Origin of the sequence: Xanthobacter cornucopiae (assembly GCF_043195065.2) — a bacterium.
Classification (GTDB): domain Bacteria; phylum Pseudomonadota; class Alphaproteobacteria; order Rhizobiales; family Xanthobacteraceae; genus Xanthobacter.
Genome location: NZ_CM195531.1, coordinates 4,275,001 through 4,297,183, shown reverse-complemented (window position 1 = coordinate 4,297,183; position 22,183 = coordinate 4,275,001). Strand labels below are relative to the sequence as shown.

Annotated in this window: 20 protein-coding genes, 1 tRNA gene and 1 pseudogene (1 of these 22 cut by a window edge); 15 read left to right on the top strand and 7 right to left on the bottom strand. The window is 69.6% G+C overall.

Annotated features, from left to right (window positions below; genetic code table 11):
- The first annotated feature begins 139 nt into the window (after positions 1-139).
- Positions 140-913, top strand: coding sequence for a hydroxyacylglutathione hydrolase (gene gloB / locus V5F53_RS18910; protein WP_393998376.1), 774 nt, complete (start codon positions 140-142; stop codon positions 911-913).
- 20 nt (positions 914-933) lie between these two features.
- Positions 934-1,371, top strand: a complete 438-nt coding sequence (locus V5F53_RS18905; RefSeq protein WP_393998410.1) for a cupin domain-containing protein — start codon at positions 934-936, stop codon at positions 1,369-1,371.
- 80 nt (positions 1,372-1,451) lie between these two features.
- Here the strand turns inward: V5F53_RS18905 and V5F53_RS18900 are convergent, their stop codons facing one another.
- The 3 genes from V5F53_RS18900 to V5F53_RS18890 all read right to left on the bottom strand — a co-directional run bounded on the left by V5F53_RS18900 (position 1,452) and on the right by V5F53_RS18890 (position 4,584).
- Positions 1,452-2,045 (bottom strand): sigma-70 family RNA polymerase sigma factor, encoded by a 594-nt coding sequence (locus V5F53_RS18900; protein WP_393998375.1) that lies wholly within the window; start codon positions 2,043-2,045, stop codon positions 1,452-1,454.
- A 333-nt stretch (positions 2,046-2,378) separates the two neighbouring features.
- Positions 2,379-2,612, bottom strand: a complete 234-nt coding sequence (locus V5F53_RS18895; RefSeq protein ID WP_509212607.1) for a KGG domain-containing protein — start codon at positions 2,610-2,612, stop codon at positions 2,379-2,381.
- 223 nt (positions 2,613-2,835) lie between these two features.
- A complete protein-coding gene (locus V5F53_RS18890) occupies positions 2,836-4,584 on the bottom strand; it encodes a sensor histidine kinase (protein WP_393998373.1) in 1,749 nt (582 codons plus the stop codon).
- A gap of 224 nt (positions 4,585-4,808) precedes the next feature.
- Here V5F53_RS18890 and V5F53_RS18885 point away from each other — a divergent pair, with 224 nt between their 5' ends.
- The 5 genes from V5F53_RS18885 to V5F53_RS18865 all read left to right on the top strand — a co-directional run bounded on the left by V5F53_RS18885 (position 4,809) and on the right by V5F53_RS18865 (position 9,793).
- Positions 4,809-5,603 carry a response regulator gene (locus V5F53_RS18885; protein ID WP_393998372.1) on the top strand — a complete coding sequence of 265 codons (795 nt, stop codon included), beginning with the start codon at positions 4,809-4,811 and terminating at the stop codon, positions 5,601-5,603.
- A gap of 86 nt (positions 5,604-5,689) precedes the next feature.
- A complete protein-coding gene (locus tag V5F53_RS18880) occupies positions 5,690-5,983 on the top strand; it encodes a hypothetical protein (protein ID WP_393998371.1) in 294 nt (97 codons plus the stop codon).
- A gap of 445 nt (positions 5,984-6,428) precedes the next feature.
- Positions 6,429-7,121 (top strand): outer membrane protein, encoded by a 693-nt coding sequence (locus V5F53_RS18875; protein ID WP_393998370.1) that lies wholly within the window; start codon positions 6,429-6,431, stop codon positions 7,119-7,121.
- Between the two features lie 19 nt (positions 7,122-7,140).
- Positions 7,141-7,902 (top strand): gamma-glutamyl-gamma-aminobutyrate hydrolase family protein, encoded by a 762-nt coding sequence (locus tag V5F53_RS18870; RefSeq protein WP_393998369.1) that lies wholly within the window; start codon positions 7,141-7,143, stop codon positions 7,900-7,902.
- Between the two features lie 169 nt (positions 7,903-8,071).
- On the top strand, positions 8,072-9,793 hold the full coding sequence (locus V5F53_RS18865) for a DUF3300 domain-containing protein (RefSeq protein WP_393998368.1): 1,722 nt from the start codon (positions 8,072-8,074) through the stop codon (positions 9,791-9,793).
- Between the two features lie 51 nt (positions 9,794-9,844).
- On the opposite strand, the gene V5F53_RS18860 is transcribed toward V5F53_RS18865, so the two are convergent.
- Positions 9,845-10,192 carry a tRNA-binding protein gene (locus V5F53_RS18860; RefSeq protein ID WP_393998367.1) on the bottom strand — a complete coding sequence of 116 codons (348 nt, stop codon included), beginning with the start codon at positions 10,190-10,192 and terminating at the stop codon, positions 9,845-9,847.
- 134 nt (positions 10,193-10,326) lie between these two features.
- On the opposite strand from V5F53_RS18860, the gene V5F53_RS18855 reads away from it, so the two are divergent.
- From V5F53_RS18855 to V5F53_RS18820, 8 genes are all read left to right on the top strand, one after another.
- The gene (locus V5F53_RS18855) at positions 10,327-12,207 is read left to right on the top strand and encodes an ABC-F family ATP-binding cassette domain-containing protein (protein ID WP_393998366.1); all 1,881 of its coding nucleotides are present in this window, start codon (positions 10,327-10,329) and stop codon (positions 12,205-12,207) included.
- Between the two features lie 1,235 nt (positions 12,208-13,442).
- Positions 13,443-13,607, top strand: a complete 165-nt coding sequence (locus V5F53_RS18850; protein WP_393998365.1) for a Flp family type IVb pilin — start codon at positions 13,443-13,445, stop codon at positions 13,605-13,607.
- A gap of 27 nt (positions 13,608-13,634) precedes the next feature.
- The gene (locus V5F53_RS18845) at positions 13,635-14,162 is read left to right on the top strand and encodes an A24 family peptidase (protein ID WP_393998364.1); all 528 of its coding nucleotides are present in this window, start codon (positions 13,635-13,637) and stop codon (positions 14,160-14,162) included.
- A 96-nt stretch (positions 14,163-14,258) separates the two neighbouring features.
- Complete coding sequence (locus V5F53_RS18840; protein ID WP_393998363.1) at positions 14,259-15,626, top strand: leucyl aminopeptidase family protein; 1,368 nt, start codon at positions 14,259-14,261, stop codon at positions 15,624-15,626.
- A gap of 4 nt (positions 15,627-15,630) precedes the next feature.
- A complete protein-coding gene (locus V5F53_RS18835; RefSeq protein ID WP_393998362.1) occupies positions 15,631-16,515 on the top strand; it encodes a C40 family peptidase in 885 nt (294 codons plus the stop codon).
- Positions 16,512-17,186 carry a YggS family pyridoxal phosphate-dependent enzyme gene (locus tag V5F53_RS18830; RefSeq protein WP_393998409.1) on the top strand — a complete coding sequence of 225 codons (675 nt, stop codon included), beginning with the start codon at positions 16,512-16,514 and terminating at the stop codon, positions 17,184-17,186. Before V5F53_RS18835 ends, V5F53_RS18830 begins: the two co-directional genes overlap by 4 nt.
- A gap of 89 nt (positions 17,187-17,275) precedes the next feature.
- Positions 17,276-17,351 (top strand) — tRNA-Glu (locus tag V5F53_RS18825).
- 261 nt (positions 17,352-17,612) lie between these two features.
- Complete coding sequence (locus V5F53_RS18820) at positions 17,613-17,810, top strand: hypothetical protein (protein ID WP_393998361.1); 198 nt, start codon at positions 17,613-17,615, stop codon at positions 17,808-17,810.
- Between the two features lie 143 nt (positions 17,811-17,953).
- On the opposite strand, the gene V5F53_RS18815 is transcribed toward V5F53_RS18820, so the two are convergent.
- The 3 genes and pseudogenes from V5F53_RS18815 to V5F53_RS18805 form a co-directional block, all read right to left on the bottom strand.
- Positions 17,954-19,951 carry a hypothetical protein gene (locus V5F53_RS18815; protein ID WP_393998360.1) on the bottom strand — a complete coding sequence of 666 codons (1,998 nt, stop codon included), beginning with the start codon at positions 19,949-19,951 and terminating at the stop codon, positions 17,954-17,956.
- Between the two features lie 25 nt (positions 19,952-19,976).
- Positions 19,977-21,419, bottom strand: a complete 1,443-nt coding sequence (locus V5F53_RS18810) for a VPA1262 family N-terminal domain-containing protein (protein ID WP_393998359.1) — start codon at positions 21,417-21,419, stop codon at positions 19,977-19,979.
- A 600-nt stretch (positions 21,420-22,019) separates the two neighbouring features.
- Positions 22,020-22,183: pseudogene (locus tag V5F53_RS18805) on the bottom strand (IS630 family transposase); its annotated part runs 458 nt beyond the window's last position; the annotation flags it as partial.

Here is a 22,183-nt window from a genome sequence, read left to right as displayed (position 1 = left end):
CGGCCTCTGCTATCATCGACGCGGTGACAGGCGTGCGCGGCCGATTCCGTCGGATGCGGGCCGGATGCTTCACCGCCAGACCCGGGCCCCTCCCCGCCCAAGCTGCGGTGAAGGCGCCCCAGCCCCGGAGGATTTCCGCGTGCCGATCGAGATCCGTCTCGTGCCCTGCCTCGCCGACAATTACGCGGTGCTGTTGCATGATCGCGTCACCGAGGCGACCGCGGTGGTGGATGCCCCGGACGGCGCGGCCATCATCGCCGCGGCCGAAGCCGCCGGCTGGACGCTCTCCCAGGTGCTGGTCACCCACCATCACGCCGACCATGTGCAGGGCATTCCCGCCCTCAAGGCGCGCTACGGCGTCACCGTGGTGGGGCCGCGCGCGGAAGCCAGCGCCATCCCCGGCCTCGACGTCGCGGTGGAGGACGGCGACCCGGTGGCGGTGGGCGGCCTCGTCGGGCGGGTGCTGGAAACGCCCGGCCACACCGCCGGCGAAGTCTCCTACCTGTTCGAGGACGACCGGCTGCTGTTCTCCGGCGACACCCTGTTCTCGCTCGGCTGCGGCCGCGCCATCGAGTGCGAGCCGGCGGTGCTGTGGCGCTCGCTGCTGCGCCTGCGGGCCCTGCCGGGTGATCTGCGCGTCTATTGCGGCCACGAGTACACCGCCGCCAACGCCCGCTTCGCCCTGAGCGTGGACCCCGGCAATGCCGATCTCCACGCCTTTGCCGCTCGGGTGGACGAAGCCCGGGCCCAACACCAGCCGACCGTGCCCTCGCTGCTGGCCGACGAACTGAAGGCCAACCCCTTCCTGCGGGCGGACGATCCGGCGCTGGCGGCGCATCTCGGCCTCGCCGGGGCCGATCCGGCCCAGGTATTCGCGGACCTGCGCGCGCGCAAGAACGAGTTCCGCGGTTGAGCGACGGCAAGGACCGGATCATGGACACCATCGACCCCACGCTCGACGCGGCGGCGGTGATCGCCCTGCTCGGCCTCCAGCCCCATCCGGAAGGCGGGCACTTTCGCGAAACCTTCCGCGACACCGCCCCGGACGGCGGGCGCGGCGCCTCCACCGCCATCTATTTTCTGCTGGCGCGCGGCGAGCGCTCCCATTGGCACCGGGTGGACGCGGTGGAGATCTGGCACTGGCATGCCGGCGCGCCCCTGGCCCTCCATGTCGCCGCCGACGGGCAACGGAGCGAGGTCGTGCTCGGGCCCCGGCTCGACCTCGGGCAGCGCCCCCAAGGGGTGGTGCCCGCCTTCGCCTGGCAGGCAGCGGAAAGCCAGGGGGACTGGACGCTGGTCGGCTGCACGGTCGCCCCGGCCTTCACCTTCTCCGGCTTCGAGCTGGCGCCGCCGGGCTGGTCCCCGCACTGAGGCCCGGGGCGATACGTGGCCCCGGTCGCCGCCGTAAGCCACCCTGCCCGCCCGCGCCCGCCCACCGGGCCGGGGCGGCGTCAGCCTTCGCCCACGCGGCCGGAATGGGCCGCCGAGAGCGCCACGGCATCGCCCTCCACCACGTCCGCCGTGGCCTGCGCGCCCATCAGCACGAGAAGCTTGGCGCGGGCGCGGTTGACCCGGCTCTTGATGGTGCCCAGCGCGCAGCCGCACACGTCCGCCGCCTCCTCGTAGGACAGGCCGGCGGCACCCACCAGCACCAGCGCCTCGCGCTGGTCGTCGGGCAAATGGGTGAGGGCCTCCTGCAGCGTCCGCAGGGTCATGGACCATTCCTGGCTGGGCCCCACATTGTGGTCCTGATGGGCGAGGGCCGACAGGCCCTCGGTCTCGCGCCGGCGCTTGCGCATGTCGGTGTAGTAAGTGTTGCGCAGGATGGTGAACAACCAAGCCCGCAGATTGGTGCCTGGATCGAACCGGTCGATGTTGGCCAGCGCCTTCATCAACGTCTCTTGAACCAGATCGTCGGCTTCGGTGCGGTTGCGGGTGAGCGAGCGGGCGAAGGCGCGCAGGGCCGGCAGCAACGCCAGCACCTGCGTGCGCAGCGCCGCGTCGTCCGGCGTGGCGGCGGGCGAAGGGCGTGGCGTCACATCCATGACACGGCCTCGCTTAGGAATGCTCCAGGACACGCAAAGGGAAGGCACGCACGCAGAAGCTCCCTTCCGCCCTCCGGCAGGGCCCCGCACGGACGGCAAGGGAGCACGCCCCTGACCGGCCGCACGCGCCATATGCCACCCTCGGAGGGTGCCCCGGCGCCACGCTCCCGACGCGCACTCTTCGACCCCGACCGGCGCCGACACCTCGGCCCGCCGCCGTCGCCGTGGCGAGCACCACAATGGATCATGCGGCAAAACAGCGCAAGTCTCGCGCTGTGACCGCTCCGGATGCCCGCGTGCCCGGTGCCGGCCGCCTCGCCCGGCCAGCGGCGCTCAGGCACCACGACCGCCAGACCCCTGCCCTCCGGTCCTCTGCCCGCCCTTCTGCCCCGCCTGCGAGGCGAGGGAGCGGTCCCGCGAGAAGCTGCGCTGATCGTCGGCGACACTTTGCCCGCCCTTGCGACCGGCGGCCGCGGCCAGCGCCCGGTTCTGAAAGAAGCTGCGCTTCTCCGGCGGCACGCTCTCGCCGCCTTTGCGGGCAATGGCGCGCTGCTTCTCGGCGTCCATGGCCGCAAAGCCGCGGTGGGAAGATCCCGAAGACCCCTTGGCTTGAGCCTTTTCCATCTCTGCTGCTCCTGGTCCCTTGCTGCCGGGTGCCGGTACGGCTGCCGCGGGGAGCGGCCGCGCCGCGCGCCCATGCGGACAGGCGCTCCTCCGGCGGGAACACCCCGGCTCCCAAGCATGAACGTTGCAGAACGCCGGAAGGTTCCCCGCCCCGGGCGCGGATCGTTCAGCCGCCGCTGGAACGACAGGGAAAGTCGCCACTCACGCGCAGGCGCCCCCCGGCCTGGCCGAGGGCGAGCTGGCCGCCGAGCTGGGCGGCGAAGCCATGGGCGAGATCGCCGGCGGCGGGCATGGCCGTGGGGGCGGCGGCCTCCGGCGTCGCGGGCGCGCTGACCTGGATGGAGAGCCGGCCCTCAGCCAGGGTGCCGGCGAGGGTGAGCGCCAGCGCCTTCTCGTCCGCCACCGCGTCGGCGCCGGCGGCGGTCAGCCCCAGCACGATCTCCACCACCATCAGCGCCAGCGGCACAGCCATGTCGGTGGGCAACGGCGCGTCCTGCGCCTCCACCGTGATCCGCGCCGGGCGCTCGCTGGCGCTTTCAAGCAACCCGGCCAGCTCGCGCAGCAGCTCGCGCAGGCGGACCTGCGAACCGTCGGCGGCCTCGTAAAGGATGCGGTGCACCAGGGCCAGGGTGTTCACCCGGGTGCGCAGCCGGTCGAACCGGCGCCGGTCCTCGCCGCGCATTCCGGAACCGTAGAGGCTGATCAGGCTGACCACGATCTGCAGGCTGTTCTTGAGGCGGTGGTGGATCTCGCGCACCAGGGCGGTTTTCTCGGCCAGCGCCTGGCGCAGCCGCGCGTCGCGCTCGCGTACCGCCAGCGCCATGTTCTCCACCGCGTGGCCGAGGGCGCGGAACTCGCTCGGCGCGGCGTCGATGCGGGTGGGGCGGAAGCCATAGTGGCCCTGGGCGTAGACCGCCGTGACCCGCCGCAGATACAGCAGCCATTGCAGAACGATACGGTCCACCGCCAGCCACAGCCCGACGAGGCTGGCCACCACCAGGAGGGTGGGCAGGGCGAAGCTCGCCGCCACCGTCAGCACGGTCCAGCGGAACAGCCGGTCGGTGGGCATGGCGAAGGCGGCGATCAGACCGTCGCGGCCGAGCGGCGCGGTGGCGAAGGTGAAGCCGCGCCCGTCCGCGTCCCGCGCCTCCCGCAGGGCGCTGGCGCCACGTGTCATGTCGTGGCCGGCGAACAGCGCCGCCGCTTGGGAACGGGAATTGGACAGCAGCTCCTCGCCCTTAGCCGAGAACAAGGCCACCACCCCCTGGGCGGACGGGGTCTCGCGCTTCAGCACCATCTCGAGCCAGGACACGTCGATGGTGAGGACCAGGGCGCGGGACAGGCGTCCGTCCGCCTCCTTCAGCGGCAGCAGCCCCACCAGCACGTCAGCGCGGGCGGAACGGCTGAAGGCCTTGCCGGCGACGACGAAGCGGGCTTCCCGCGCGCCGCGGCGCCACCAGCCCTCCTGGGCGACGTTGCGCCCGTCGTGGGGCAACGCCGAGCAGGTCACCGCGCCGTCGGCGTCGATGACGCCGATATTGCTTGCGAACGGCAGGCTCAGCACCGCGCCGCGCAGGATCGCCGGGCAGGACGGACCGGCCTCGCGCACGTCAGCCACGTTCTTGAGGGCCTGCAGGACATTCTCCGCCGAAGCGAACACCGTTTCCAGGGTCGATGCGTCCGATGAGACGTGCCGCAGCAGGCGGCCCCGCGCCTCGTCCTGGGCCGCCTGGAGCTGCATCGCCCCCTGCACGAAATTCAGGCCGGCGATGGGCGCGAGCGCGAACAGCGCCACCAGGACGAGGCGCCGCCGCACGCTGTCGAGCAGGCTCCTCGGGTGACCCGCGGCCGCGGCGAAAATCGCGCTGCGCTCCTTGTGGCGCGCCCGCACCGCCTCCGCCTTCGCCCAGTCCATCGACAGCTCCGCCCTGACCTGTCATCGTCACCCGGCGACACCGGGCGCGCCTGCTTCGTGAAGCCAACAGTGTTCCGCTTTACAATGCAATGCGTGTCGCGCCGGTTCCGGAGGGCACGGAACTTTCCGCCCGAGGCCGCGTTTTCCCTGACCGGCGTTCCGGGCCGTCCGTGGCCTGGCGCGGCTGTCGCCGGGGTCAACTCACCTTCAGCAAGGGGGCGCGCATGCCGCATTCCTCGTTTCTCAGGCAGCTTCCCTCGCTCCGGCGCTACGCGCGGGCGCTCACCGGCTCCCAGCCGGCCGGTGACGGCGCGGTGCAGGACACCCTGCAGGCGCTGATCGACGGGAAGGTGGACCTGGACGCGAGCGTGTCGCCGCGGGTGGCTCTCTATCGTGCCTTCCACCAGGCGTGGAAGCGGCGCCCGGCCGGCGCGCCGGCCCCGGACCTGCGCGCCGACCAGCGGCTCCAGGCCATGGACCTGTCGTCGCGGGTGGCTTTCCTGCTCACCGCCATGGAGGGCTTCTCCTACACCGAGGCGGCCCGCATCCTGGCGGTGCCGGTGGACGAGGTGGAAGCCCAGGTGATCGCCGCCCAGCGCGACATCGACCGGCAGATCGCGACGCGGGTGCTCATCATCGAGGACGAATGGGTGATCGCCCTCGACCTGCGCAGCCTGGTGAGCGAGCTGGGCCACGAGGTGATCGGCGTCGCCCCCACCCATTCCAAGGCGGTGGAACTGGCGCAGCACGGCGATTTCGGCCTGGTGCTGGCGGACATCCAGCTGGCCGACGGCTCCTCGGGCATCGGCGCGGTGACCGACATCCTCGCCCGCTACGACGTGCCGGTGATCTTCATCACCGCCTTTCCCGACCGCCTGCTCACCGGCGAGCGGCCGGAGCCCACCTACCTCATCACCAAGCCCTTCCTTTCGGAGACGGTGAAGGCCACCATCGCCCAGGCCCTGTTCTTCCACGAGGCCCGGCGGACGCCCGCCGACCCGCTGGCCCGGATCGCCTGAGCCGGCACGCCTTCCGCCTTGCCGGCGCCGGGCCCGCCGGTGCATCCTCCGCGCCGCGTCCCCCAAACGCTACAGGAGCCGTTCCCATGGTCGAGAAGTCCACCGCCCCCAAGGCCGAGCCTGGCCTCGACGACGTGCGCGAGGATCTGGAGCGGCTGCGCGCCGAATTCACCCGCCTGCTCGAAGCCGCCGGAAAGGGCGCGACAGCGGCCGCGGCGGAAGCCGCCGGCACCGCCGAATCGGTTGCCGCCAATGCCGGACAGTGGGCCGAGGGGCGCTGCGACTCCCTGCGCCAGAGCATCCGCGCGCAGCCTCTGGCCGCCTGCGCCCTGGCCGCCGGCGTCGGCCTCCTGCTCGGACAGATCCTGCTGCGCCGCTGAACCGGCCGCGCCCCGCCCTCGCCGGCCCTCTGCCGCGCATCTCCAGCGCGCATCCAAAAGCAGCACGCCCACGGGAAGCTCCTTGAAAATCCTTCACGGGACGGCCCCCTTGGGACAGCCCCCTTGGGACGGCCCCTTGGCGGCGTCGTCGCCGGGAGCATCCCCGGCCGCCCGTCGGCGGTGCCGCGCGCGACCGGCGGCCGGCCGTCCCCTGCCACGTCACCGCGCCAAGCGCCATCCGGATCACGGCCCGCTCCATCGCGAAGCCCACGGCAAGGTCCAGCGCGCACGCCCGCGCACCCCGCCCGAAGCGCCCCCGCAGGCGCCCGCCGGCAGCGGCAGAAGCCCGTGCCCACAGGGCCTTAACGCTTCATCAGGGTTAATCCCGCCTTAAACTTCCCGTGCGAGCCTCAGCACATCAAGGCAGCGATGCAATGGGTGCGTGATGTGGCGTTCGGTTCCCGTCCTGGCGGCGGCTCTCCTTCTTCCCCCGGCGGGCGCCGCGTCGGCCTCCGACGACCTGCCGCTGCTGGGCAAGGCTGGTGATTTCTCGCTGGCCCCGCCCGAGGTGCACGAGGATGCCGGCTCCGGCTTCTACGCCCGTGCCGACGTCGGCTATGTGGCCGGCCATGTGAACGGCACGTTCGATACGCTGCTGGTGAACACCCTGCCCCTCGGCGCCAGCGGCAACAGCTCGGGCTGGTCCATCGGCGGCGGCCTCGGGTACCGTTTCGCGCCCTGGCTGCGGGGCGAGGTCAGCATCGACTATCTCGACCTCGGCGGCGTGGACACCCGCCTGGGGCACTTCGGCGCCGATGCGACGGTGGCCCTCGCCAGCCTGTACTGGGACATCGTCACCGTCGCCGGCGTCACCCCCTATGTGAGCGGCGGCGTGGGCTTCGCCATCGACCAGATCACCCCGCCCGCCGGGATCCCCGACCTCGGCAACGACTGGCGCTTCGCCTGGAGCCTGGGCGGCGGCCTCTCCTATGCCCTGTCGAGCGCCTGGACGGTGGACCTCGGCTACCGCTATGTGAGCCTTGGCGCGCCGGGGCTTCCCGGCATCGCCGGCGTGGGCATCGACGAGCTCGGCGGCCATCAGGTCCGCATCGGCGTGCGCTACAGCCTCGGCGAGTGACGAGCCTGGAGTCTTGAGGATGGCGCAAAGCAAGCCGCTGGTGGCCGTGGTCGGCGACCTGAAGGACGAAACCAGCCTGCCGTATTTCATGGTGGGCGAGAAATATGCCCGCGCCGTCTACGATTTCGCCGGCTGCCTGCCGGTCATGGCCTTGCCGGTCATGGTCCCGGAGGCCTTCGCGGCCGACATCGGCGCCCTCATCGACCATGTGGACGGCTTCTTCTTCACCGGCAGCCCCTCGAACGTGCATCCGAGCCATTGGAATGGCCCTGAGGACTCCCCCGGCCCCTTCGATCCGGCCCGCGACCACTTCGCCCTGGCGCTGATCCGGGCGGCGGTGGCCCGTGGCGTCCCGTCGCTGTTCATCTGCCGCGGCTTCCAGGAGTTCAACGTCGCCCTCGGCGGCACCCTGCACGCGCGCCTGTCGGACCTGCCGGGGCGTATCGCCCACCACGCCCCGACGGAAGGCCCCCTTGACCTGCAATACGGCCCGCTGCACGAGGTGGAACTGACGCCCGGCTCGCCCCTGGCGGCCACCTTCGGCGCCTCCCGCTTTCCGGTCAACTCCCTGCATTATCAGGGACTGAACACCATCGCCGATGGGTTGTCGGTGGAGGCATCGGCACCCGATGGCACCGTGGAGGCGGTGTCGCTGCGCGCCCACCCGTTCGCCGTGGGGGTGCAGTGGCACCCCGAATACCGGCCCGCGCTGTCCGTTCCGAACGCCCGTCTGCTCGCCGCCTTCGGCGACGCGGTGCGGGCGCGGCGTGCCGGACGCTGAGCCACCCCAGCGGCAGGCCGAGGGAGGGAACGGCCGCCATGCGCCGCCCCGGCGGGGCTGCGCGCCTTGTCCCGGCCGTGTGCCCGCTGTCCCAACCTTGATCCACCGCCTTGCGGAAATCCGGAGGTCGGCGTTGGATCACCCATTCTGGGCGGCCTTGGAGACAGGCATGACGAGACCCGCATTCCATAAGCGCCCGCCCGCGGTGGCCGGCAACTGGTCCCGAGTGGCGGTGGCGGCCGTGCTCGGCTGGTCCACGACGATCCTTCCCGCGATGGCGCAGGCCCCGGCCGGCGACACCACCCAGCCCGCCGTCGCCGCGCCGGCCGCTCCGCAGGCGCCGGCGCCGGCCGTGCCCCAGGCGCCGCAAGCGGCCCCGAATGCCGCCGCCGCGCCACAGGAACCGGCCCCGGTCCCGGCGCAGGCCGCCGCTCCGGCGGAGCAGGTCGCGGACGTCTACACCATGGCCGAGCTGGAATACCTGCTCGCACCAATCGCCCTCTACCCGGACCCGCTGCTGGCGATCCTGCTGCCGGCGGCGGCGTTCCCGGACCAAATCGTGGAGGCCTACACCTGGGCCAAGCGCAACCCGAACACCGCGCGCCACGGCGACCTGTCGGCGCTCGACGGCAAGGCCTGGGACTCCTCGGTGAAGGCGCTGACCCGCTTCCCGGACGTGCTCGGCAAGCTCCATGAGCACATGGCCTGGGCGGAATCCCTCGGCTTCGCCTTCATCCACCAGCCGCAGGACGTCTCCACCGTCATCCAGATGCTGCGCGCGCAGGCACAGCAGGTGGGCAACCTCGCCACCACACCGCAGCAGGTGGTGACGACCCAGGAGACCTCGGGCCAGCGCACCATCTACATCCAACCCGCCAATCCGGAGCGCGTGTACGTTCCGGTCTACAATCCCAGCACCGCTTTCAACACTTTCGCCGCCGGGGCGATCGGGTTCGGCGCCGGCGTGCTGGTGGGCTCGAGCTGGAACAACCGCTGGGGCTGGAACAATCGCGGCTGGAATACCATCTGGGTCGCCCCTCCGGCTTGGCGCCAGCCCCCCCACTGGGGGTGGGGACCGGGCCCGCGCCCGCCTGGCTGGGGTCCCGGAAACCGCCCGCCGCACTGGGGCCCCGGCGGCCGCCCGCCGCAGTGGGGGCCGGGCCATCGCCCGCCGCCGCAATGGGGCAACGGGCCGTGGCGGCCCGGCCGGCCCGATTCCGGACGCCCCGGGGGACGTCCGCCGAGCCGTCCGGGCGGCGGCAACTGGCAGGGGGGCAACCGCCCCATCATCCGGCCCGAGATCAACGCGCCAATCATCAACCGGCCGGAGATCAATGCGCCCATCATCAACCGACCGGGCAACAGCGGCACCATCATCAATCGCCCCGGCAACAGCGGCACCATCATCAACCGGCCGGAGATCAACCGTCCCAACGTCAACAGGCCCAATATCAACCGGCCCGACATCAATCGGCCGGGCGAGCGGCCCGGTGGCGGCCGCCCCGACATCACGCGGCCGGGAAACCGCCCGGACGGCAACCGGCCCAACGTCGAGCGGCCCAACATCAACCGTCCCGCCGACCGACCCAACATCAATCGGCCATCGGAACGCCCGGGCGCGGGGCAGAACCGCCCGCAGCGGCCAAATGCCGGACAGAACCGGCCCGCGAACCGGCCGAACGCCGGGCAGAACCGGCCGCAGCGACCGAACGCGGCACCGAACCGGCCAGCCAACCGGCCCAACGTGCAGCGGCCGCAACAGCGGCCCAACGCGCAGCAGGCGCGGCCCCGGCCCCAGCAGAACGCCCGCCCGCAACAGCGGGCGCGCCCGCAGCAGAACGCACGGCCCCAGCAGCGCGCCCGACCGTCCGTCAACCGCGGCAACAACTGATCCGCCTGCCCGGCCCCGCGCGGGGCCGGGCAGGCGGCGCGGCGGTCCGCCTCAGTAGAGGCGGCCGCCGTTCGGCACCGGCCGGGTGGGGGCGACCAGCACCACGGCCCCGTCGGCATCGGGGAAACCGAGGGTGAGCACCTGCGACATGAACGGGCCGATCTGGCGCGGCGGAAAGTTCACCACCGCCGCCACCTGCCGGCCCAGCAGATCGGCTGGGGCATAATGGACGGTGATCTGCGCCGACGAGCGCTTCACGCCGATGTCCGGTCCGAAATCGATGCCGAGCTTGTAGGCAGGCTTACGCGCCTCGGGAAACGGCTCCACCGACACGATGGTGCCGATCCGGATGTCCACCTTCTGGAAATCGTCATAGGAAATCGTCTCCCGCTCGCTCACCGCCGGCCTCCGTGCCTGATTCCACGCGGCCGGTTATATCCGGGGCAGGCCCCGTCCGGCTCCCCCGCCGCCCGTGCCTGTGCCCGTGTCCATGCCCTTGCCCTGCCCGGCCCAGCCTGCGAAAAGGCCGGGCCATGATCGTTCTCGACGACATTTCCCTGCGCCTCGCGGGCCGCCTGCTCATCGACCATGCCTCGGTCGCCATTCCCGAAAACGCGCGGGTGGGCGTGGTCGGACGCAACGGCTCGGGCAAGACCACCCTGTTCAAGGCCCTTGTGGGCGAATTGGAGCTGGAGAGCGGCGCCATCCGGCTACCCAACCGCACCCGCATCGGCCGCGTCGCCCAGGAGGCGCCCGCCGGCCCGGACAGCCTGATGGAGCGCGTGCTGGCCGCCGACACCGAGCGCGCGGCGCTGCTGCAGGAGCGCGAGACCGCCACCGACCCCATGCGCATGGGGGAAATCGAGGCACGCCTCATCGACATCAACGCCCATTCGGCCCCGGCCCGGGCCGCCACCATCCTGGCCGGCCTCGGCTTCGACGAAAGCGCGCAAAGCCGTCCCTGCGCCGAGTTCTCCGGCGGCTGGCGCATGCGCGTGGCGCTGGCGGCGCTGCTGTTCACCGAGCCGGACCTGCTGCTGCTGGACGAGCCCACCAATTATCTCGACCTCGAAGGCACGCTGTGGCTCCAGGACTACCTGGCCCATTATCCGCGCACGGTCATTCTCATCAGCCATGACCGCGACCTGCTCGACACCTCGGTGGACCATATCCTGAACCTCACCGGGCAGAAGCTGACGCTCTACAAGGGCGGCTTCACCGCTTTCGACCGCCAGCGTCGGGAGCGGCTGCTGCTGGACCAGAAGGCCCGGCGCAAGCAGGAGGCGCAGCGCGCGCACATGGAAGCGTTCGTGGCCCGCTTCCGCGCCAAGGCCACCAAGGCCAAGCAGGCCCAGTCGCGCCTGAAAGCCCTCGCCCGCATGGAGCCGCTGTCGGCCCAGGTCAGCGAGGAGGCGGCCGCCATCTCCATCCGCCACCCGGAGCGGCTGCTCTCGCCGCCGATCCTGGTGCTGGAGAAGGCATCGGTGGGCTATGTGCCGGGCAAGCCCATCCTCAGAAACCTGGACCTGCGCATCGACGAGGACGACCGCATCGCCCTGCTCGGGCCCAATGGCAACGGCAAGTCCACCTTCGCCAAGCTGCTGGCCGACCGGCTCGGCACCGACAGCGGCCGCATGGTGCGCGCCGACAAGCTGGAGGTGGCCTATCTCGCCCAGCACCAGCTCGACGAACTGCACCCCGGCGAGAGCCCGGCCCAGCACGTGCGCCGGCTGATGCCCGATGCGCCGGAATCGAAGGTGCGCGCGCGGGCGGCGGAGATGGGCTTTTCCGGCGGCGCCGCCGACACCCTCGTGTCTGCCCTGTCGGGTGGGGAGAAAGCGCGGCTGCTACTCGGCCTCGCCACCTTCAAGGGCCCGCACCTGCTGATTCTCGATGAACCCACCAACCATCTCGACATCGAGGCCCGCGCGGCGCTGATCGAGGCGCTGAACGACTTTCCCGGCGCCGTCATCCTGATCTCCCATGACCGGCACCTGCTGGAGGCCTGCGCCGAGCGGCTGTGGCGCGTGTCCGGCGGCACCGTGAAAGCCTATGACGGCGACCTCGACCAGTATCGGCGCGAGGTGCTGTCCCGCGCCGACGGCGACCGCATGACCGCCGATGGCCGCAAGGACAAGGCCGAGACCCGGCCAACCGCCGCGCCCGAGCCGAAGCGCCGCATCGCCACCGGCCCGCTCAAGAAGCGCATCCGCGAGCTGGAAACCCAGGTGGAGAAGCTGGAGCGCGAGATCGCGGGCCTCGACGCCAAGCTGGCCGACCCCGGGCTCCACGCCAAATCCCCGCTGGACGCGGCCCGCCTCGCGAAGGCCCGGACCACCGCCGCCGAGACCCTCGCCGCCTGCGAGGAAGACTGGCTGCGCGTAAGCGCCGAGCTCGAAGAGGCCGGCGGCTGAAGCGCCGTCCAACGCACGCGGCGTGCCGTCCGGGGCCCCGCCTGCGTTCCGCACGCCGGCGCGGGCGTGCAGTTCTCGCCCTGGAAGCCGCGGGCAGGCTCCCGCCAGACCCGCGCGGCGCCCAAAAGACCCGGGAGCAGCGGTCCGCGCCTGGCGCCGGCCCCCGACGCGGCGCCAAGCCGCATCGGCAGGATAAGCAGCGATGCACCCCCGGGGCAACACGGGGCGACGTCTTCTCGGGGCTCGACCGTCCCAACCGCGGCCCGCCCGGCACGGTGACGCAGACAACGCAACGCCCCGCCCGCCGCCCGCACCCTGGCGTCACGCAAGGACCCGACCGCACTTGGTGCCACCCGCCCGCCCCAGCGGCGCATCCATGACGTGATCCAGACGCCCCGTTGAAAAGCCGGCCGGTCCCCGCCGCTGGCCCGGCCGCCCCCGCCGGGCGATCGGGCGCCCATGGGCGGCGCCCAATGGCCCATGAGGGCTCGGCTCTCCCTATCACCTTTGGAAATGCCGGCCGGTCCAAGCGGACGGCCCGGCCGCCAGCCGGGCGATGAGGCGGCCTTGGGAGGCCTCCCAAGGCACGTCTTTGCGCGACCCGGCCTCCCCCGCGCCCCATTGGGGGCGTCCGCGGCTCTCACCAGCGCCTTTGAAAGCGCCAGCGGGTCCAGTGGACGGCCCAGCCTCCGGTGCCCGGCCGCCAGCCGGGCGGTCAAACGCCTTGGGACGCCTCCCAAGGCACGTCTTTGCGCGACCCTACCCCCTTCGAGCCCAATGCCCCATTGAGGCGCCCCAGCCTCTCCCTATCGCCTTTGAAAACGCCAGCCGATCCGAGCGGATGGCCCGGGACGCCCGGCCGCCAGCCGGGCGATGAGGCGGCCTTGGGGCGCGCCTTCGGGCCCAATCCCCCTTGGTGCCCTTGGTGCCCTGGGCGCCCTGGGCGCCACTTGGGGCCCCTTGGGGCCCCTTGCCCCTTGCGCCAATGGCGCGCGGGGGCAGGGGCGAGCGGCAGGCACCGCCGCAGCGGGGGCCAGCGCCTCCATGGCCCGGCCCCGGCCGGCGAGAGAGCGTTAACCGTCTCCTCAGCCGAACGTCGAAGACGGTATCATGATAATCAACCTTTACCTCGCCTCAAGGGGCCGCCCCTAGCCTTCGACCGTGCGGCCTCATCCGCCGCGCCAGTTCGCCACCGGGATCGCCTCGACCCCCGGGGCCGCATCGGAACCTGTGACATGAAGCTCCTGTTATCCCGCTTCATCCGAGAGGAGCACGGCTCCACCGCCCTCGAGTACGGCCTCATCGCCGCCGGGCTGTCCATCGCCATCATCACGGTGCTGGCGCAGATCGCGACCACGTTCTCGCGCCTCAAGGCCACCGTGGCCGCGGCCGGCAACTGAGGCCCGCGGCCCTTCAAGGACATGGCCATGGATCGGATGCACCTCCTGAACCTGCTGCTGCTCGGGCTCTACCCGGCGCTGCTGTGCACGGCCATCGGCACCGACCTGTCGCGCCGCGTGATCCCGAACGCGCTGGTGGCGGCGCTCATCGCCGGCTTCGCGATGGTCGCGGGGCTGTCGCCGCTCCCGGACCTCTCCCTGCGCCTGCTGGTGGCCGGGTCGGTCACCGCCGCCGGCTTCGCCCTGTTCGCCCAGGACGTGATCGGCGCCGGCGACGCCAAGCTTGCCGGCGCCCTGGCGCTGTGGCTCGACCCGGCGCAGGTGCCCCTCTTCCTCATCGCCTGCGGCCTCATCGGCGCCGCCCTCACCCTGGCCGCCACCGTGAAGGCGCGCGCCACGCGCGCGCCCTCCCCCGTGCCCGCCTCCCGGTTGACACCCTTTTCGCGCCCGCTGGCGCGGCTCGCCGCCAGTGGCGAGACCCTGCCCTATGGCGTGGCGCTGGCCGGCGCCGGCCTGCTGCTGCACCCCTATTCCAGCCTCATGGTGCCGGGCTGAGCCGCCCCCGCCCCGGCCGGCGCAACCCGGCGCCGCACGCGGCGCACTTCATGGACCCGCGCCCGGCGTGCTACCTCCTCCTGTGAGGAGTCCATCATGCTCGATTGCTTCGCCCTAACCTCGGACCAGAGCCTGCCGGTGTGGTGCGTGCGCGCCGCCGACCTCGACACCATCCCCCTCCCCGACGGCGCGCGCGCCTTCGCCGCCGCCGCAGGATTCACCGCCGAGGCCGGCAAAACCCTGGCGGTGCCCGGTGCCGACGGCGGCCTGGCCGGCGTCCTGTTCGGCCTCGCCCCGGCGCCGCACGCCGATCCATTTGCCTTCGGCGCCCTGCCGGGCCTGCTGCCGCCGGGCACGTGGCGCCTGGAGGGCACGCCCGGCGACCTGCGCCTGGCGGCCCTGGCCTTCGCCCTCGGCGGCTACCGCTTCACCCGCTACCGCAAGGCCCCCCCGCGCGCGGTGCGCCTGGTGCTGCCAGAGGGCGTGGACGCCGCCGCCCTCACCCGGCAGGTGGAGGCCGTCACCCTCACCCGCGATCTCGTCAACACCCCCGCCAACGACCTCGGCCCGGCCGAGCTGGAGGACGCGGCCCGCGCGCTGGCCGCCCGCCACGGGGCACGCTTCCGCTCCATCGTCGGCGATGCCCTGCTGGCGGAGAACTTCCCCCTGATCCACGCCGTCGGCCGCGCCGCCGCCCGCGCGCCGCGCCTCATCGAGATCACAGCCGGCGACCCTGACGCGCCAAAGGTGACGCTGGTGGGCAAGGGCGTGTGCTTCGACACCGGCGGCCTGGACCTGAAGCCCTCCGCCGCCATGCTGCTGATGAAGAAGGACATGGGCGGCGCCGCCAATGCCCTGGGCCTCGCCCACCTGCTGCTGGCGCGGGGCGCCCGGGTGCGCCTGAAGGTGCTGATTCCGGCGGTGGAGAACGCCGTTTCCGGCGACGCTTTCCGCCCCGGCGACATCTTCCCCAGCCGCAAGGGCCTGTCGGTGGAGATCGGCAACACCGACGCCGAGGGCCGCCTGGTGCTGGCCGATGCCCTGGCGCTGGCGGACGAGGAGGCGCCCGACGTGCTGATCGACTTCGCCACCCTCACCGGCGCCGCCCGGGTGGCGCTGGGCCCGCAGCTTCCCGCCGCCTTCACCCCCGACGACGCCTTCGCCGCCGAGCTTGCCGCCGCAGCCGTCGCCGAGGCCGACCCGCTGTGGCGCCTGCCCCTGTGGCGGCCCTATGCCGGCATGCTCGACTCCAAGATCGCCGACACCAACAACGTGTCGTCCGGCCCCTTCGCCGGTGCCATCACCGCCGCGCTGTTCCTGGACAAGTTCGTGGCAGCCGCCAAGACTTGGCTGCACCTGGACCTGTTCGCCTGGAACCCCGCCACCCGGCCGGGCCGTCCCGAAGGCGGCGAGGCGCAGACCATTCGCGCCCTCGATGCCCTGCTCGCCGCGCGCTACGGCTGACCCCATGAGCCTTCCACACGGTTTCGACCCCCGGCTGACCCCCGCCCGCGCCGACCTCGCCGCCGCCAGCCTCCAGGGCCTGGTGGCGGCCCCCCGCTATGTGCCCGGCGAATTGCGCGAGGTGGCGGACGCGGTGGCGCCCCTGCGCCGCCGGCCCGCCGGCGATGCCCCCCTCGACACCGAGGCCCTCTACGGCGAATGCGTGACGGTCTATGCCGACGATGGCGAGGGCTGGGCCTTCGTCCAGCTCGCCGCAGACGGCTATGTGGGCTACCTGCCTTCCGATGCCCTGCGTCCGCTCGCCACGCCCCCGGGCCACAAGGTGGCGGTGCCGCGCACCTTCCTGTTCCCCGGCCCAGACCTCAAGCTACCGCCGCGCGGCGCCCTGTGCTTCGGCAGCGCCGTGGTGGCGCGGGAGGAAAAGGGCGCCTTCACCGCCACCCGCGACGGCTTCATCTACACCCGCCACCTCGCCCCCATCGCCGCCCGCGAGGCGGACGTGGTGGCGGTGGCGGCGCGCTTCCTCGGCGTGCCCTATCTGTGGGGCGGGCGCTCGGCGCTCGGGCTCGACTGCTCGGGACTGGTGCAGACCGCCCTTGCCGCCTGCGGCATCGCCGCCCCGCGCGACAGCGACATGCAGGAGCAGGCGCTGGGCGAGAGCCTGCCCCTCGACGCCCCGCTCGCGCGCGGCGACCTGCTGTTCTGGCCCGGCCATGTGGCCCTGGTGGAGGCTCCCGACACCCTCCTGCACGCCAACGCTTTCCATATGCAGGTGGCGCGCGAGCCGCTGGCGCCGGCGCTGGCCCGCATCGCCGCCTCGGGTGCGCCATTGCGCAGCATCCGCCGGCTCGACACGACGAAGGACACGGCATGGACGAACGAGACATGAGCGCGGCGACCCATCACCTCGGCGCCGTGCGCGCCGCCATCGCCAAGGCCTGCCGCGACTTCGGCCGCCGGGCCGAAGACGTGACCCTGGTTGCCGTCTCCAAGACCTTCCCGGCCGATGCGGTCCGCCCGGTGCTGGCCGCCGGCCAGAGGGTGTTTGGCGAGAACCGCGTTCAGGAAGCGCAGGCCAAGTGGCCGGCCCTGCGCGAGGCCTTTCCCGATGCGCGACTCCACCTCATCGGCCCGCTGCAATCCAACAAGGCCCGCGAGGCGGTGGCCCTGTTCGACGCCATCCACACCGTGGACCGGCCGAAGATCGCTGCCGCCATCGCCGAGGAGCAGGCGCGCGCAAGCAAGACCCTGGCGCTGTTCGTGCAGGTGAACACCGGCGCCGAGCCGCAGAAGGCCGGCGTGCTGCCGGAGGCCGCCGACGCCTTCATCGCCCAATGCCGCGACACCTATGGACTGACCCTGGCCGGCCTCATGTGCATTCCGCCGGTGGATGCGGTGCCGGACCCGCATTTCGCGCTGCTGGCGCAGATCGCGGCGCGCAACGGCGTGGACGGCCTGTCCATGGGCATGAGTGGCGATTTCCCCGCCGCCATCCGCCAGGGCGCCACCCATGTGCGCATCGGCAGCGCCCTCTTCGGCCACCGCCCTCCGCCCGCCTGAAGGCGACCTGTGGAGAACTTTCCGCGCCGGGGCCAAGGGCACTTGCGAGCCTGCGAGAAGGCAGCTACATAGACGGCCTTCCCGGAGACGCTCCCATCGTCTAGCGGTCTAGGACGTCGCCCTCTCACGGCGAAAACAGGGGTTCGAGTCCCCTTGGGAGCGCCATTTGCGTACAAAACCGCGAACACCCGGCTGGGTGCTTTGGTCGGCAAGTACGGTCCTTTCCAACTCCGTCCTTGATCCGTGGATGCGCACGACGCGCTGATCGACTTCGACCGCGTCGATAAGCGACCGCAGATAGGCTTTGCGGAACGGCACCTCGCCCTCTGTGATGTTTGACCGCATGAGCTGCCCGAACCGGGCAAGCTTGTCCGGATCAAGCCGGCTTGCGGCGGCACCCTGATTCTCGATCCGCTCCAGCGCCGAATGCGCCCGATCCCGGTCGGCCTTGAGCTTGGCAATCTGCTCCTTGAGCATCTCGTCGGGTTCAGCGATGCCGTCGGCGACAAGCTGGTAGAGCCGCCGCAGCTTGTCTTCCGCCGTCGTTCTTTCGCGAGAGAGTTCATCGATCCGCGCCTGGACCTCAGCATCGGCTTTCACTCGCCGGTCAACGACGGACTGTAGCAGCGCCTCCAACCGCTCGGGCATCATGAGCTGCTGCCGATTTTGTGGACAGGGAGTTCGGCGCGCACGCGCAGGCGTTCCGCTTCTTCGGCGCGCAAGCCCTTAAACTCCCCGCCCCTGCCATCAAATTAGTCCGCTTCCCTTCAATCTTTGCGAAGCGTCTCACTAACACGGCTGTGCCCCCACACCGGATCCTTGAGCAAAATCGTAAGCGCATCGGGATCAGCGTTCAGAGCGGCAAGTAGTGTTTGCAGAGAGACGCTTTTGGCGAGCGGAGCATCGGTTTGCGCCACCGCTTTTGAGTAGGGGATTGCCAGCTGGTCATAAAGGTCCGGCCGATCTTCCCGCTTCATCGCGGCAGCTGCCCGGTCGACTATGTTGAGCAGGTCTGACGCATTCCGTCCGGCGTCTGCACGGAAGGTCTTTCGAGCGGCGATCTCATCGACAAGCGATGTTGCAGTTTGAAGGTCTGTTTCGAGAATAGCTGGACACGCCCAGACGAGTTGCGTGCGAAGCAGTGCAGGCTGACGCTCGTCGTCGATCCAGTTACGAGCTTTATTGTCTTGCGTCGTCGAAACCGCGTCGACAACCAAGCCGGCGACGGCGTCTGCCCATCGGTGGTCGTACCCGGAGCGATTGGCGACCGGCAAGAATGATGACGCCGATTTCAGCGCCGCGTCGCGTAAGATGACAAATGGGGCTCTTGGATCCGAAAGAGCGACTAGGAACGCGAATTGGAGTATAAGGGACCAGCGGCCAAGGCTGTTTTGGAAGCGCTCATTGAAACGTGTGGCCGCGAATGGCTGCAACGCGAAAGCACGGAGCGCGGCTTCGGCCTTTCCGATCCTGCGCGCGGCGTCATGGCCTGGATCGCGTCCGTTAGCCTTTGATAGTTCGACCTGAGACCTCGCGGCCCAAAAGGCAAACTCCCGCTCGGCGCGGAACGATTCAAAACCCTGACCGCTGATCGTTTCCGGGTGCCGGACGGCCACGAACTTATCGAAGGTTGCCAAAGCCGCTTCTAATGCCGCACGCCGCAGGAGCCCGTCGGCATGTGCCATCGCGAAGCGATGCCTTATCTCCGGGGTATCGACCAGCGATGGCTCGAAGACGCTCCAGAGTTTGCCTGGATCGATGTCTTGCTGCGCGGCAGTTTGCAAAGCGTCGTCAAGCGCCAGCATGACCGCAGACCGCCTTCGCTCCAAGTCAGGCTCTTCTTCCTTCAGACGCTCGATTTGGAAAATGGCGTGACGTTCGCCGCCTACCGCCTGGGAAGGGTCGATCTCGAGCAGGGCACGCCGGCGGCGGTTTTCGGCAGGGCGATTCTTCTGACGATGCCAAGCATGAACGGCTTCCTTCAGCATGAAGGCGCTGACGTGTATCCGTCCTTCGATCGCCACCTTATTGTCGATAAGCGCGGCGTCTATGGCGGACGCCTTCCAGCCTTCGCCGTCCTCTCCGCCGTCTCGAAGCCTGGCCACCCCGAAACCTACGAAGAGCGGCACGCCGCTTCGCAAGGCTTGTTGCGGGGCCTTATCGTTCCAGAAGCAGGTTTCTCCGACACTTCCGACAACCGCAGGCAGAAGGCTTCGCTTGTTCGCTTCGTTCGCGAACCACCGCAAGCGCGCGGGAGCATTGCGCAGGAGGATACGGGCGATGAAACTCAATCCGTAGCCGAAGAAAGAACCAAGCGGTACTGGATGCTGCATCCATCGATCCGCGAAGTTGATCCGCGTCCAATCCATGACCGAGAGATGTTCGCTTTGGTAGACGGGCGAAGGCGAGGATTGCGTTGCAGATGTTTTCGACCTGACGAGATCAAGCGCCTGCCGGAATAATCGCTGTCGGGCCGCTTCTGGATAGGCGTGGCGAAACAGCCGACCCAGACTGCTCTCAATCTCATCCTTCGGCGCGTGGCCGTGCGCGATCATCTCGCCGATGCCGACGAGGACGGCGCCGTGACAAGGCAGCTCGCCGGAAAGTACGCGGCGTCTGAGCAGACGCGCCAGAAGCGGCCCGTTGCAGTGCCAAGGGCTGCCGGTGCGTCCTTTGCGAAGCAACCCCGTAAAATAAGCTCTCTTGAACAGACTGGCTTCGCTTTCGCGCTCGTCGTTCATCAACCAGACGGCAGCAGCGAGCACGCCCGGCGTAAGCCTTGGATCAGCCCTATCGCGCGTCATCGTAAGGCCATTGGAAGTTTGTCGTCGGTTGCATCGATCCGGAGATGTCCCGCCCATTGGCAAGCCCGTCAATGTAAAGCGCGGCGTCACGCGCCGCGGCCCCCTCCAGCTTCGACATGCAGAACGGCCATTTTCCCGCCATGCGGTTCAAGCTGTTGGAAAGAAGATAGACCTCGCGTTCGCCTTCATGAGGCGTGAGCAGGAGATAACGGTCATGGAATGCTTGCCGCGGGCCATCGACGAGATTGCGAACCCTCAGTCGGCGGGCGGCGTTTGGGATGCCGTTGCCCCGCAAGTCGCGCAGGACCGTTTCCAGTTCGTCGAGCAGGCTTACATTTGGATCATTCGTTTCCGGGTCGGTCTCTATCAGACTCGTGACGACCGTCAGATCGACATCCAGGCTTTCGAGCCGGGAGATGACCCGCTTCAGGGTGTCGATCCCGAAATACGGATCGACGATCGTGCCAGCGCTGACACGCGCGCCGTCCAGCAGAACGTTGAAGTGAGCGATGACGCCGACCTCGTTTGCGATACCTCGATGAAACCAGCGGTCTCTGCCTGACGGAGGCACCAGCCGATGCGCAAGCGCCCGCATCTTTGTCCGGTGCGCCTCGAAGGCGGTATCGTTTTCAGCCGTAATCTTCGATCGGCTCGTGGATCGAGTGCGAACCTTCGATGCGCTATTTCGAAGTTCCGATCCGAGCCCCTGAGCCGAGCGGGCAAGTGTGTCATTGACCGCGAGCGTCGGCCCCATTGCTGATATGTTGAGATTGATGTGGAGCAGGAGCGAATGCTCCTCAAACTGGACTAGCATGCCCGACCGGTTAAAGACGGACATTCTGTAGTGATCGAACGGAACCGCCTCCACCTGCACCATTGCGCTAGGGTGCATAGTGATCAGTTTGGAAAAGACAGGTTCCTGCCCGAGTTCGAGCTCCAAATGGACAGCATAATCGTCGTCGGCCTTTCGGTTTGCGCCGAGGACGAACTGTTCCGGGTAGGTTAGCGTTTCCGTAGAGCGGTCCCGTTCCACGCTGAAATCAATGGGCGGATCTCCACCATCGGCCTCGGGCACATCGTAGATGTCGAAAGCACCGAGACGATCGGGAAGCCGGCGAAAATCGAGACCGATCGTCTCCTTGAGGAAATTTAAAGCCTGAGTCCATCCATGGTCCGAGAGCGGAGGGTGATCTGTGCCGACATAGGTTTCGATCGGACGGGAACGGCGTCCAAACCCGTCAGCGAGCCTGTGACGGGAACCACCCAACGCCATGCGCGGACCGCCCTGCCGTGAAAGATCCAAGGTCGACTGCGTACGAATCGCATCCCCAATCTGCTGGGCCTCTTCGCTGTCTAGGAGGGCTTGAATTATCTCGACGTCCGTCCCGTCGAAACGCGCGGTCTTCCGCTTCTCGTTGTCGGGAATCACGGCTCCGAGTTCAGCGCTATGAACAAGGCACCCGTAGAGTAGGGTTGCCTCTGTGCCGAACGCCACCCAAAGCCAATGGCGCCTTCCGGTTTTCGTCATGTCGCACCATGCTGAAATATTGCCTGTGATTGTATGGGCGTTAACATGCCTACGCATCAAACCTTTCGTTAGCGATGACCTGCCGGCTCCAAGCGAGCTTGGCCGGTCCTATCCCGAACGTGTTTGCAAGCTGGTTTAGACGGGACCAAAACCCAAACGAACTATGGTTATGAACGGAGAATTCAGAGGTCAAGGTCGGGGTCAAGCTGGGTTCGATGCATTAAGGGGCCAGCAGCGCACGCGCCGCGAGCGGAACGCGGCCGTTCAGCCCTGTTTCGGCAATACGCTGGGAGCTTCGTCAGCGTCGCCACGCGGCGTCATGGTTGTGTTGCGCGGGTCAATGACGAGCTTCACCTCGGCGGCTCCAGCCTGATCGAGCCCATGTTCCTTGAGGTCCTCAACAATCGGGCGAACATCGAGAGCTTCAAACCATGTCGAGCGATACCGCCATTCGACATCGTCGGTCTCCTCGAAGAAGACCTTTGCGCTGAAGCTGATGCTCGTTCCGCGTCGTGCCCATTGCCGGACGATGCCGTTTTCTGTCCGATCCGGGCCTCGTCCTGGAACCACACCTCGATCCGCTTGCCCTTCGGCAGGTGTCCGACGTGGGCGTTCAGCGTCCGGGCAAAGTTTTTTTGAACTCCTCCATGACATTTGGATCCTGC